The sequence below is a fragment of the Micromonospora desertarenae genome (genome assembly GCF_056150265.1).
Genome location: NZ_JAXCFQ010000001.1, coordinates 295,507 through 308,049, shown reverse-complemented (window position 1 = coordinate 308,049; position 12,543 = coordinate 295,507). Strand labels below are relative to the sequence as shown.

General features: G+C 73.3%; 14 protein-coding genes. 8 read left to right on the top strand and 6 right to left on the bottom strand.

Annotated features, from left to right (window positions below):
* Positions 1-31 precede the first annotated feature (31 nt).
* Entirely contained in the window at positions 32-277 is a 246-nt protein-coding gene (locus SM577_RS01400) for a hypothetical protein (RefSeq protein WP_302921536.1), read from the top strand.
* A 72-nt stretch (positions 278-349) separates the two neighbouring features.
* On the opposite strand, the gene SM577_RS01395 is transcribed toward SM577_RS01400, so the two are convergent.
* A complete protein-coding gene (locus SM577_RS01395) occupies positions 350-1,042 on the bottom strand; it encodes a Crp/Fnr family transcriptional regulator (protein WP_088997507.1) in 693 nt (230 codons plus the stop codon).
* A gap of 263 nt (positions 1,043-1,305) precedes the next feature.
* Here SM577_RS01395 and SM577_RS01390 point away from each other — a divergent pair, with 263 nt between their 5' ends.
* From SM577_RS01390 to proC, 4 genes are all read left to right on the top strand, one after another.
* Positions 1,306-1,800, top strand: coding sequence for a polyadenylate-specific 3'-exoribonuclease AS (locus tag SM577_RS01390; protein ID WP_302921783.1), 495 nt, complete (start codon positions 1,306-1,308; stop codon positions 1,798-1,800).
* 63 nt (positions 1,801-1,863) lie between these two features.
* Positions 1,864-2,364: a pyridoxamine 5'-phosphate oxidase family protein gene (locus tag SM577_RS01385; RefSeq protein WP_474586101.1), complete on the top strand. Its 501-nt coding sequence runs from the start codon at positions 1,864-1,866 to the stop codon at positions 2,362-2,364.
* Between the two features lie 167 nt (positions 2,365-2,531).
* Positions 2,532-3,560, top strand: coding sequence for a 6-phosphofructokinase (locus SM577_RS01380; protein ID WP_167178626.1), 1,029 nt, complete (start codon positions 2,532-2,534; stop codon positions 3,558-3,560).
* A 70-nt stretch (positions 3,561-3,630) separates the two neighbouring features.
* Positions 3,631-4,437, top strand: coding sequence for a pyrroline-5-carboxylate reductase (gene proC, locus SM577_RS01375; protein WP_302921538.1), 807 nt, complete (start codon positions 3,631-3,633; stop codon positions 4,435-4,437).
* A gap of 1 nt (position 4,438) precedes the next feature.
* Here the strand turns inward: proC and SM577_RS01370 are convergent, their stop codons facing one another.
* Both SM577_RS01370 and SM577_RS01365 read right to left on the bottom strand, forming a co-directional pair.
* Entirely contained in the window at positions 4,439-5,026 is a 588-nt protein-coding gene (locus tag SM577_RS01370) for a flavoprotein (protein WP_474586100.1), read from the bottom strand.
* A gap of 254 nt (positions 5,027-5,280) precedes the next feature.
* Positions 5,281-6,573 (bottom strand): exo-beta-N-acetylmuramidase NamZ family protein, encoded by a 1,293-nt coding sequence (locus SM577_RS01365; protein ID WP_474586099.1) that lies wholly within the window; start codon positions 6,571-6,573, stop codon positions 5,281-5,283.
* Between the two features lie 134 nt (positions 6,574-6,707).
* Between SM577_RS01365 and SM577_RS01360 the strand changes: the two genes are divergently transcribed.
* Positions 6,708-7,097 carry a DUF2203 domain-containing protein gene (locus tag SM577_RS01360; RefSeq protein WP_302921541.1) on the top strand — a complete coding sequence of 130 codons (390 nt, stop codon included), beginning with the start codon at positions 6,708-6,710 and terminating at the stop codon, positions 7,095-7,097.
* On the opposite strand, the gene SM577_RS01355 is transcribed toward SM577_RS01360, so the two are convergent.
* Positions 7,083-7,517, bottom strand: coding sequence for a sortase domain-containing protein (locus tag SM577_RS01355; RefSeq protein ID WP_474586098.1), 435 nt, complete (start codon positions 7,515-7,517; stop codon positions 7,083-7,085). The genes SM577_RS01360 and SM577_RS01355 overlap by 15 nt on opposite strands.
* Positions 7,518-7,867: 350 nt before the next feature.
* Complete coding sequence (locus tag SM577_RS01350) at positions 7,868-8,719, bottom strand: DUF4397 domain-containing protein (RefSeq protein ID WP_474586097.1); 852 nt, start codon at positions 8,717-8,719, stop codon at positions 7,868-7,870.
* A 242-nt stretch (positions 8,720-8,961) separates the two neighbouring features.
* Here SM577_RS01350 and SM577_RS01345 point away from each other — a divergent pair, with 242 nt between their 5' ends.
* Positions 8,962-9,768 (top strand): SGNH/GDSL hydrolase family protein, encoded by an 807-nt coding sequence (locus SM577_RS01345; protein WP_302921543.1) that lies wholly within the window; start codon positions 8,962-8,964, stop codon positions 9,766-9,768.
* 394 nt (positions 9,769-10,162) lie between these two features.
* Here the strand turns inward: SM577_RS01345 and SM577_RS01340 are convergent, their stop codons facing one another.
* Positions 10,163-10,657, bottom strand: coding sequence for a glutathione peroxidase (locus tag SM577_RS01340; protein ID WP_474586096.1), 495 nt, complete (start codon positions 10,655-10,657; stop codon positions 10,163-10,165).
* A gap of 200 nt (positions 10,658-10,857) precedes the next feature.
* On the opposite strand from SM577_RS01340, the gene SM577_RS01335 reads away from it, so the two are divergent.
* On the top strand, positions 10,858-12,483 hold the full coding sequence (locus SM577_RS01335) for a glycosyl hydrolase family 18 protein (protein WP_474586095.1): 1,626 nt from the start codon (positions 10,858-10,860) through the stop codon (positions 12,481-12,483).
* Positions 12,484-12,543: the final 60 nt, after the last annotated feature.

The window sequence follows — 12,543 nt, the reverse complement described above, 5'->3', positions numbered from 1 at the left end:
ACCAGAAAAGATTCACCGCAGGGAGAGTGCCGTGCAGGTGCGACTGTCCGCCGTCTGGACCGACCCGGGTGGGACCGTGTGGGGTCCGGGCGACACCGTCGACGTCGACGCGGTCACCCTCGCCGAACTGGAGGAGCAGGGCATGGTAGAGCAGCCCGCGGGCCAGAGCGCTGGCTCGACCGAGACCACGACCACGACGACCAAGCCCAAGGAGACCGATCCCAGCAAGATCGGCCCGGGCCCGAGTTCGCCCCCCGCGGACGACACCGACAAGTGAGCCACCGGTGCGGGCGGCGGGCCACCGCCGCCCGCCCGTGCGGGCGTACCCGACGACGGCGTGGCGGCCGGGTCAGCGCTCGCTCATCCCGGCGCGACGCCGCAGTGCCGCCACGTCCGTGACCACGATCCGCCGGCCCTCGGTCCGCAGCCAGCCGCGGCTGGCGAAGGAGCCGATCGCCTGGTTGACGCTCTGCCGCGAGCCGCCGGCCATCTCGGCGAGCTGGCTCTGGTTCAGTTCGATGGTGATCATCGGGGCCTGGCTCTCGCCGGCCAGCCGGACCAGCGTCTTGGCCACCCGGCCGGGCAGGTCCAGGAAGACGTGGTCGGCGTTCTGCTCGGTCAGCCGGCGGATCAGCCCACCGAGCGAGCGCATCACCGCGTCCAGGATGCGCGGGTTCGAGTGCACCAGCTCCATGAACGCCCCGCGGGAGAGCGCGAGCGCGGCGCAGTCCTCGATGGCCTCGGCCGAGGCCGAGCGGGTGGAGGCGTCCAGCAGCGAGACCTCGCCGAGCACGTCCGGCGGCCGGATCACCGACAGCACCGCGCGCTCGCCGGTCGGCGCGGTGCGGAACACCGCGACCGCGCCGCGGCGCAGCACGATCAGGGACTCGCCCGGGTCGTTCTCCACGAAGAGCAACTGACCCTTGCGGTACGTCCGCGGCACCGCCGCGGCGATCACCCGCTGGCGCACCTCGGGCTCCAGCCCGGCGAACATCTCCACACCCGTGAGCGCGTCACCCGGCTCCGGCAGGCGCATCTCCACGGCCGACCCCTCCCCGGTCATGGACCACAACATCGCTCACCGGGTGAACCTGACGGGCCCCTGACAAGGTGAACTGACACCGGGTTCGGCGTCCGGTAGCGGTACACATCAGATCATGACGGCCATGTCGCTTGCTGTACACCCCTGGATGCGGTTCCGTGACCGTCCCGAGCCGCGCCGGTCCGGCCGGTGAGGTGCGGATCCGTTCCCGGACGGGCGACCCGCCGGTCGGGCCGCGGCGGGGGTGGGCGAGGATGACCGGGATGGTGCACCGCTACTTCTACGACTGCGAGTTCATCGAGGACGGCCGGATCGTCGACCTGGTGTCGATCGGCGTCGTCGATGAGTACGGCCGCGAGTTCTACGCGGTCTCCACCGAGTTCGACGACTCCCGCGCCGTGCCCTGGGTGCGCCGCAACGTGCTGGACAAGCTCCCCTCGCCGGCCGACCGGGCCTGGCGGTCCCGGGAGCGGATCCGCGACGACCTCTACGACTTCCTGATCGAGCCGATCCGGGACCGCCCGGGCGAGCAGCTGGAGCTGTGGGCCTGGTACGCCGCGTACGACCACGTGGCGCTCGCGCAGCTGTGGGGGGCCATGCCGGCGCTGCCCCGGGAGATCCCCCGATTCACCAAGGAGCTGCGCCAGCTCTGGGACGAGCGCGGCCGCCCGCCGCTGCCGGACGCCGCGGCGGCCCGGCACGACGCGCTGGTGGACGCCCGGCACAACCTGGCCCGGTGGCGGGCAATGACCGGTTAGTAGGTTTGGTCGGATCTGTCCCGGGCACCGGATTCGCGTCGATGCGATGCGAGGAGGTACGCCGTGAGTGAGCCGACCACCACCGCCGAGGCGCGGCGCCGCGTCACCGAGCTGGTCCGCCGGGCCCGGATCTGCATGCTGACCACCGTCGCCCTCGACGGCCGCCAGGTGAGCCGACCGATGGCGCTGCAGGAGGCGGACTTCGACGGCGACCTGTGGTTCTTCACGTACGCCGACTCGGCCAAGGCCCGGCAGCTCCGGGTCAACCCGGAGGTCAACGTCGCCTTCGCCGACCAGCGGCACGGCGCCTGGGTGTCGGTCTCCGGCACCGCCCAGGAGGCGTACGACCGGGCCCGGGCCGAGCGGCTGTGGCACCCGCTGCTGACGACCTGGTTCCCGGACGGGCCGGACACCGCCGGGCTGACCCTGATCCGGGTGCACGCCAGCTCGGCCGAGTACTGGGACTCGCCGGGCGGCGCCGTGGTCAACCTGCTCGGCCTGGCCCGGGCCGCGGTGACCGGACGGACGCCGGCGCCGGGGGAGAACCGCGAGGTCAGCTACTGACCGGTAGCCGGATCGGCCCCGGGGTGCGGTGTCGGCGCCCTGCCACGGCGACTACAGTGCGCACTGACGGCCCGCCCCGGGCCGGCAACGGCGCCGATGGTCTGATCCGACACATATCCTGGGGCATATCGGGCTTCACCTGATGCTCCCAGGAGGATGAGCAGATCATGCGTATCGGCGTGCTCACCGGCGGCGGCGACTGCCCGGGTCTGAACGCGGTCATCCGGGCGGTGGTCCGCAAGGGCGTCGCCAGCTACGGCCACGAGTTCGTGGGTTTCCGGGACGGCTGGAAGGGTCCGCTGGAGGGCCTGTCCCGCCCCCTGGGCATCGCGGAGGTCCGCGGCATCCTGCCGCGCGGCGGCACCATCCTCGGTTCCTCCCGGACCAACCCCTTCAAGATCGAGAACGGCGTCGAGCGGATCAAGGACAACCTCGCCGCCCAGGGCGTCGACGCGCTGATCGCCATCGGCGGCGAGGACACCCTCGGCGTGGCCACCAAGCTGCACGAGCTGGGCGTCAACGTGGTCGGCGTGCCGAAGACGATCGACAACGACCTGGGCGCCACCGACTACACCTTCGGCTTCGACACCGCCGTCAACATCGCCATGGAGGCGATCGACCGGCTGCACACCACCGCCGAGAGCCACCACCGCACCCTGGTGGTCGAGGTGATGGGCCGGCACGCCGGCTGGATCGCCCTGCACGCCGGCCTGGCCGGTGGCGCCAACGTGATCCTGCTGCCCGAGCGGCAGTTCGACGTCGAGCAGGTCGCCGGCTACGTCGAGAAGCGCTTCCAGCACCAGTACGCCCCGATCGTGGTGGTCGCCGAGGGCGCCCAGCCGCTGGCGGGCCAGATGGTCCTGCAGAACCAGGAGCTGGACGCGTTCGGCCACGTCCGCCTCGGCGGCATCGGCCAGTGGCTGGCCGAGCAGCTGGAGGCGAAGACCGGCAAGGAGGCGCGCACCGTCGTGCTGGGCCACATCCAGCGCGGTGGCACCCCGACCGCCTTCGACCGGGTGCTGGCCACCCGGCTCGGCCTCCAGGCGATCGACGCGGCGCACGAGGGCGACTGGGGCAAGATGGTCGCCATGCAGAGCACGGACATCGTCCGGGTGCCGCTGGCCGAGGCCACCCGCGAGCTGAAGACCGTGCCGCTGGAGCGGTACGCCGAGGCCGAGGTCTTCTTCGGCAGCTGAGCCGACCGGCGGCGGCGCGGCGGGCCACCCGGCCCACCGCGCCGCCGGCCACGGCAGGAGGGGGTACGCGGTGCACACGGTCGCCGTGATCGGCGCCGGCAAGATCGGTGAGCTGATGCTCTCCGGGCTGCTGCGCTCGGGCTGGCCGGTCGACCGGCTGCTGGCCACCGCCCGGCGCCCGGCCCGCGCCGAGGAGCTGACCGCCCGCTACGGGGTACGGGTGGTCGACAACCTCACCGCTGTCGACGAGGCGGAGGTGCTCGCCGTCTCGGTCAAGCCGCAGGACGCGGCGACGCTGCTCGACGAGATCGGGCCCAAGGTGCCCGCCGACAAGCTGGTGATCTCGCTCTGCGCCGGCCTGCCGACCAGCTTCTTCAACCGCCGGCTGCCCGAGGGCACCCCGGTGGTGCGGGTGATGACCAACACCCCGGCCCTGGTCGACGAGGCGATGACGGCCATCTCCGCCGGCGCGCACGCCACCGGGACCCACCTGGCCCTGGCCGAGGAGATGTTCAAGCCGCTGGGCGCCACCATCCGGGTGCCCGAGTCGCAGCAGGACGCGGTCACCGCGCTCTCCGGCTCCGGGCCGGCCTACTTCTACCTGCTGGTCGAGGCGATGATCGACGCCGGCATCCTGCTCGGCCTGCCCCGGCAGGTGGCCCACGAGCTGATCGTGCAGACCGCCATCGGCTCCGCGGTGATGCTGCGCGACTCCGGCGAACACCCGGTGAAGCTGCGCGAGGCGGTCACCTCGCCGGCCGGCACCACCATCTCGGCCGTGCGCGAGCTGGAGAAGCACGGCGTACGGGCGGCGCTGCTCGCCGCGCTGGAGGCGGCCCGGGACCGGGCCCGCGAGCTGGCCGACCAGGCCGACTGAGTCAACCGGACTGCAGGGCCAGCTCCTCGACGCCGCGCACCGGCTCGGCCGGCTGCTGGGCGGGCACCCGGGCGAACCGCGTCCACCCGGCGACCACCCGCACGGCGACGTGCCACGGCGCCGGGTCGTCGGCGTCGCCCGGCTCGGCGGGCCGGGTCACCGCCACGCCCCAGTGCCGCAGCCGCTCCAGGCTCTCCAGGAAGGCGGGGTGCCGGGCGAACGCCGGATCGGGGGCGGGCACGGCGACGACCGGCAGGCCGATCGAGGTCGCCTCGTTGAGCAGCCGCAGGGCGAGGTTGTCGTTGAACCCGTACGCCCACTTGTTGACCAGGTCGAAGCTGGCCGGTGCGACCGCGTACGCGTCGGCCGGCGGCAGCGGGTGCAGCGTCTCGGCCTGCTCGTCGGTGCGCACCGGATGCCCGGTCAGCTCGGCGAGGGCGGCGAGGTCGACGGCGTCGGCGGTGGCGGCGACCGCGTGGACCTGCCAACCCAGTTCCTGGCAGCCGGCGATGAACTCGGCGAGCCCGGCGGCGGGTTCGGCGTGGCAGACGATGAGATGGAGGGCGGGGGATCGGGTCTTCCCGGGCATGGCGCTCCTATCGGCATGGGTGTCCCGCGCGCCAGTCGTACGGCTGCCGCCGGTGCTCCGGCGGGACGTCGATCGCCTGGTCACCGGCGATCGCGCCGATCGAGTGGCGGCCGGATGTCCGTGTGGGTCCCGAGGCCGAGGGTAGCGAGCCGCCCGCCGACGTGAGCCGGTTTCCGGTGAACTGGCCGGGCCGACGGAAAAACGGCGCCGGGCTGATCGACGGATCAGCCCGGCGCCGCCACGTCAGACGGTCCTCAGTAGAGCAGGTACGGGGCGCGCCGCCGGTTGAAGTCGGCCAGCTCGTCGGCCCAGGCGCCGACCACGTCGTCCACGTCGGCGCCCGCGTCGATCATCGTGCGCAGCCGGGGCGAGCCGGTCAGCTTGTCGATCCAGTACGGCCGCACGGTGTCCCAGGAGTCCCGCCGCCAGGCGAACGCCGGGTACTTGTGCGCCTCGACCAGCATGGCCACGGCGGTGCGGATCGGGTCGTAGGCGGCCCGGTCGACGACCTTCACCTCGACGCCGGCGCAGAGCTTGTTGAGCAGCGCCGGCTTCTGCCCGGCGGAGGTCGGCGTGAAGTACGCCTCGCGGAACTCGACGCCCGGCAGCTCCCGGGCGTTGAGCCGGTCGGACCAGTGGTAGTCGAAGTCGGTGGCCAGCCCGCCGATCAGCTCGAACGGCCGGCAGGTGCCCCGCCCCTCGGTGATCGAGGCGACGCCCTCGAACAGCCCGGTGCCCGGGTAGACCAGCGCGGTGTCCGGAGTGGGCATGTTCGGGCTGGGCATCACCCAGGGCAGGTCGGTGTCGGCGGCGAGCTTGTCGCGCTTCCAGTGTCGACAGCGGACGACGTGCAGGTCCGCCTGGTCGCCGGCCTCGGCCGGCAGGAACTCGGCGTTGAAGAACCGGGCCAGCTCGCCCACCGTCATGCCGTGCTGCTGGACGATCTCCTTCAGCCCCACCCCCGAGGTGTAGGCGCTGGTCATCATCGGCCCGTAGGCCCGGCCGCCGACCGGGTTGGGCCGGTCCAGCACGACGTACCGCTTGCCGGTCCGGGCGGCGGCCATCATAGAGGTGTACATCGTCCAGATGTAGGTGTAGAAGCGGGCGCCCACGTCCTGGATGTCGAAGACCACGGTGTCGACGCCGGCCTGGGTGAACATCGTCTCCCACTTGGCCAGCGACGCCCCGTACGCGTCGTAGACGGTGATCCCGGTGCGGGCGTCGACGCCGGTGCCCTCGCTGCCGCCGGCCTGCGCCGAGCCGCGGAACCCGTGCTCGGGGCCGAACGCGGCGGCCAGCTGGACCGCGTCGGAGGCGTGCATCAGGTCGACCAGGTGCCGGTAGGACCCGTCGACACCGGTCGGATTCGAGATCACGCCGACCCGCTGGCCGGCGAGTTCGCTGAAGCCGGACCGGACGAGCACGTCCAGGCCGGTCTCCACGCGGCGGATGCCGGGCACTGCGGCGCCGGGTGAGCCGGGGGCCGCCGCCGCGACCGCTCCCGCGGTCACCGCACCCGCACCGGCCAGGAACTTCCTACGCTCCACGGTCGACCTCCCGTCGTGGTTTCGTTGAAACTTAACTACACGTCAATGGCCCGTCAAGGAAGGTTAGCTACAAGAGCGGCGGGTGAGCTGCGGGTGCGGCCGCAGTCCGGCCCGGAGTGCCCCATACTGGCCGGGTGTTCACACTCGCCCAGGCCCGGCACCTGGTGGCCACCCTGCGCCCCCGCGTCGACGAGCTGATCCGGCTCCGGGCCGACCTGGCCGAACTCCGCGCCGACCTGGCTCGGGAGGGCGCCAGCCCGCTCGGCGGGCGGGCCGAGGTCAAGGGGCTGGAGGCGCGGCTGCACGCGGTGCTGGACGAGCTGCACCAGCACGACATCCAGGTGAAGGGGATCGCCCCGGTGCTGCTCGACTTCCCGGGCGAGCGGGACGGCCGGCCGGTGCTCTGGTGCTGGCTGGAGGGGGACCCGGACCTGAACTGGTACCACCGCGTGGAGTGCGGCTTCGCCGGCCGCCGCCCGGTCTGGCCGGACTCCCGCTCCGGCCGCCGGTCAGCCGGCGGCTGACCGGGGCAGCGGGTCGCCGGCCGGCTCGGCGACGGCGAAGACCACCAGGTTGTCCCGGTAGTGGCCGCGGCGGCGGTCGAACTCGCCGCCGCAGGTGACCAGGCGCAGCTCCGGGCCCGGCGTCGGGCCGTACACCGCGCTGGTCGGGAAGCGGTCCTTGCCGGCGCGCAGCGTGCCGGTGACCCGGAACGGCACCACCCGGTCGCCGCGCCACACCTGCACCCGGTCACCCGGGCGCAACTCGCCGAGCCGGGCGAAGACGGCCGGCCCGTCCCGCGAGTCCAGGTGCCCGGCGATGACCGCCGGGCCCGGGTCGCCGGGGGCGGGGCCGCCGCCGTACCAGCCGGCGCGGTCGAAATCGGACGGCGCGGCCAGGGCGCCGGCCGCGTCCAGCCCGAGCACGCTGAGCGGGGAGTCCACGCCGATCCGCGCCACCCGGAGCCGGCTGGGTGGGCCGGCGGCCGCCGCGCAGTCCGTCGCGCAGCCCGGACCCGCTGCCGGCGCGGGCCAGGTGGCCCCGAGTGCCGGCGCGGGCCGGGTGGCCGCGCCCGGGGCTGCCGGCCGGTCGGACCAGGACAGGGTTGCCGGTAGGTCGGACCGGCTCACGGCCGGACCGGGTGGGGCGGCCCGGCCGGCGACCGGCGGGGGCGGGGCGGACCCGCCGAGGGCCGGCCCGACACCGGCCGCCAGGCAGAGGGCCGCGCCGGCCGCGACCAGCGCCGCCGGGCGTACCCGCCGGCGCCGCCGGACCGCCGGGCCGGGTCCGCCGGTCACCAGGGGGTACGCCGCCGGCGCAGCAGCACCAGCCCCGCCCCGGCGAGCCCGGCCCCGGCCAGCCCGAGCAGCGGGTACGCCGACCGCTCCGGCCGCGCGGTGCCCCCCGCGCCGGTGTCCACACCCCCGGCCGGCACCACCGAACCGCCCCGGGCATCCTGGCGCAGCTCGGTGGTGAGCCCGCCCCGCTTCGCGTCGAGCACCAGCAGCGAGTAGACCGCGCCGCGGGTCAGCTCGACCGCTGCCTCGGTGGTCGGGCCACCCGCGCCGCCGAGGCGCAGCCGCCACCGGCCCGGCTCCAGCTCGTGGTAGTCGGTGGTGGTGGCGAACGGCACGCCCTCGGCGATCCGTGGCCCGTCGGCGGCCGCCACGTCGAGCACCGGGGCGCGTACCGAGGCCTGCACGACGCGGAGCTTGGCCCGGCCGGGCGGCGGTGCGCTGAGGTCGTCGTGCAGCACCCGCAGCCCCAGGTCGGCGTGCCGCCCCACCCCGGCCACCGTGTACGCCGCGCCGCTGCTCACCGCCACCTCGGTGGTCAGCACCGGCGGTTCGTCGGCCGGTGCGCCCGCCTCGCGCATGGCCACCGCGTACCGCCCGGCCGGCAGCGGGAGGTACCGGGAGACCACCCCGTAGCCGACGGCCGGGAAGACCTGCGGCTCCGACCGGTCGGGCGCGGCCAGGTAGACGTCCACGGCGGGGGTGTCGGGGGAGAGGTGCGCCAGCCGCACGTACCCGACGGTCGCCGCACCGGCGGCCGGCGCGGCGGCGGCGGTCGCCAGCCCGGCGCCGAGCAGGAGCGCGCCGGCTCCGGCGAGCAGGCGGCGCGGCGTGGTCCGAAGCAGGTGCATGTCGCCTCCGGAGTGGACGGTGAGGATACGTCCGGTAGAGAGTCCCGTCTGTGGGACTGCGGCGCAATCCTGGCGCGGCCGACACGCCGGGACTCCGTCCGGTCACCCTGCGTCCGCCGTCCTCGTGGGCGCCGGGGGCGGCGGAAATCGCCACTGACCGACGCCGCACCGGCAGGATCTTTCCTTCGTCGATATTTAGTGATATCTATCTCGCACCGATCCTCCTACCCCCGGAGCGCGACGTGCGGAAATCCCGTCTGGCAACCCTCGCCATCAGCCTGGTCACCACCGTGGCCGCCACCCTCGCCATCGCGGTCGGGCCGGCTCAGGCCGCCCCCGCCGACCACTACGTCGCCCTCGGCGACTCGTACTCCTCCGGCGTGGGCGCCGGCAGCTACACCGCCGAGAGCGGCTCCTGCCAGCGCAGCACGAACGCCTATCCGGCGCTCTACGCGGCGGCCGTGCGCCCGGCGTCGTACCGCTCGGTCGCCTGCTCGGGCGCCACCACCAGCAGCGTGGTCAACACCCAGCTCGCCGCGCTCAGCTCCACCACCTCGCTGGTCAGCATCACGGTCGGCGGCAACGACGTGGGCTTCGCCAACATCATGACCACCTGCGTGCTCTACGGCACCACCGAGTGTGTGGCGGCGGTGCAGGCGGCCGAGGACAAGGCCCGTGCCGAACTGCCCGCCCTGCTGCGCACCGTCTACACGGGAATCCGCAACCGGGCGCCCTCGGCGCGGGTGGTGGTCGTCGGCTACCCGGTCTTCTACCAGCTCGGCACGGTCTGCGTCGGGCTCAGCGCCACCTCGCGGGCGAAGATCAACGAGGGCATCAACCTGGTCGACGACATCACCCGTAGCGCCGCCCAGGCGGCCGGGTTCACCTTCGCCGACGTCCGGTCCCAGTTCGTCGGCCACCAGCTGTGCAGCTACGGGGAGAAGTGGCTGCACGCCCTCAACTTCGCCAACCTCGGCATCTCCTACCACCCGACGGCGGCCGGGCAGTCCGGCGGCTACTACCCGGTCTTCCGCTCCGTCGCCGGCTGACGCCGCTGGCCTGCGGGGTGTGATCGAAAGCGGTCACACCCCCGCACAGTGCCTGCCTCCACGGCCGGCGACCGCGCCCCGTTTCCACCGGTCGTTCCGCCGTGGACCGGGCGAACATCTCGGCCTGCCGGGCTGCGTGGCGACGCCGCCGGGTTGGACGGGCCGGCGGGGCGGGTTGGCCGGCGCGGTCGTTCCTCCGGGATCGGCCGGGCGTGTCGTGGCGCCTCGGCCCGCGATGCTCTTCCCGCCGTGATCGACACCGTTTCGGCGATGTGGCGGCATCCCACGCCTGCGGACACCCCATGCCGCCGACACGGTATCGATCAGCGGGGTTGCGCGGCGACCGACGACGGGGCTGAACGTCGGGCGGTGACCCGGGCGCGGGACGGTCGGGTCAGTCCCGGTTGGGCAGTACCTTCTCGATCGCGGCGCGCAACTCGGCGGAGTCCGGGGCCACCGTCGGGGCGAACCGGGCGGCGACCGTGCCGTCCGGCGCGACCAGGAACTTCTCGAAGTTCCACCGCACGTCGCCGGTGTGCCCCTCGGCGTCCGGGGTGGACACCAGCGCCGCGTAGAGCGGGTGCCGGCCGCGGCCGTTGACGTCGACCTTCTCCGTCAGCGGGAAGGTCACCCCGTAGTTGACCTGGCAGAAGTCGCTGATCTCGGCGGCGCTGCCCGGCTCCTGCCCGGCGAACTGGTTGCACGGCACGCCGAGCACCACCAGGCCGCGGTCGGCGTACTCCTCGTACAGCGCCTGGAGGCCGGCGTACTGCGGGGTGAGGCCGCAGCGGGAGGCGACGTTGACCACCAGCAGGGCCCGGCCGCGGTAGCGGGCGAGGTCGGCCGGGCCGCCGCCGAGGGCGTCGATCGGGGTGTCGAAGACGGTCATGCACCGAGGTTACGCGCTCGCCGCCGGGCGTAGAGAAGCCTCCCCACCGCGCGCCACGAAGGCTTCCCGCCGCACGCCGGCCGACCTCCCCGACGAGCCGGGGAAATCGAAACATGCACATCTTGACGAAGTGATGACGTCGTGAGTAGCGTCTCAGCAATCATTTTGGAAAGTTTCCTAACTGTTTGGGGAGACGCCACATGAAGAGATCGCTCCGCCGGGCCCTCTGGGCCGGCGCCGTGGTCGCCGTCACCGTCGCCACGGTGCCGATGGCCTCGGCGTTCGGTGCCGGCACCGTCACCACCACGTTCACCAAGGTGCAGGACTGGGGGACCGGTCACGAGGCCAGGGTGACGATCACCAACGGCTCGGACGCCCCGGTCAGCACCTGGCGTATCGAGTTCGACCTGCCCGCGGGCACCAGCATCAGCAGCTCCTGGGACGCGGACGTCACCCGCACCGGCGACCACTACGTCGCGGTGAAGAAGAGCTGGGCCGGGCCGATCGCTCCGGGCGCGGCCTTCAGCTGGGGCTACAACGGCAGCGGAGCGTACCGGGCCCCGCTGAACTGCACGATCAACGGCGCCCCGTGCGGCGGCGGCGCGCCGCCCACCACCACCGCCCCGCCGACCACCACGCCGCCGACGACGACCCCGCCGACCACCACGCCGCCCACCTCCAACCCGCCCACCACCAACCCGCCGGACCCGGGTGGCAAGAAGGTCGTCGGCTACTTCGCCCAGTGGGGCGTCTACGGCCGTAACTACCACGTCAAGAACATCCACACCAGCGGCTCGGCCGCGAAGCTGACCCACATCCTGTACGCCTTCGGCAACACCACCGGCGGCCGCTGCACCATCGGGGACAGCTACGCCGACTACGAGAAGGCGTACACCGCCGCGGACAGCGTGGACGGCGTCGCCGACACCTGGGACCAGCCGCTGCGTGGCAGCTTCAACCAGCTGCGCAAGCTCAAGAAGATGTACCCGCACCTGAAGGTGATCTGGTCCTTCGGCGGCTGGACCTGGTCCGGCGGCTTCACCCAGGCCGCGCAGAACCCGGCCGCGTTCGCCGAGAGCTGCTACAACCTGGTCGAGGACCCGCGCTGGGCGGACGTCTTCGACGGCATCGACGTCGACTGGGAGTACCCGAACGCCTGCGGCCTCACCTGCGACAGCAGCGGCCCGAACGCGTTCAAGAACGTGGTCGGCGCGCTGCGTACGAAGTTCGGCTCGTCGGCGCTGGTCACCGCGGCGATCACGGCGGACGGCAGCAACGGCGGCAAGATCGACGCCACCGACTACGCCGGCGCCGCGCCGCACCTCAACTGGATCATGCCGATGACGTACGACTTCTTCGGTGCGTGGGCCGCCCAGGGGCCGACCGCCCCGCACTCGCCGCTGACCTCGTACCCCGGCATCCCGCAGCAGGGCTTCTGGTCCGACGCGGCGATCCAGAAGCTCAAGAGCAAGGGCATCCCGGCCAACAAGCTGCTGCTCGGCATCGGCTTCTACGGCCGGGGCTGGACCGGGGTGACCCAGGCCGCCCCGGGCGGCACCGCCACCGGCGCGGCCCCGGGCACCTACGAGCAGGGCATCGAGGACTACAAGGTCCTCAAGAACACCTGCCCGGCCACCGGCACGGTCGCCGGCACGGCGTACGCCAAGTGCGGCAGCAACTGGTGGAGCTACGACACCCCGTCGACCATCAACGGCAAGATGACGTACGCGAACAACCAGGGCCTCGGTGGCGCGTTCTTCTGGGAGCTCTCCGGTGACACCACCAATGGTGAGCTCATCGGCGCCATCAAGGGCGGTCTCGGCTAGGCCGTAGGCCGACGCACCACCCACACGGCGGGGAGGGACCACGCACCGGTCCCTCCCCGC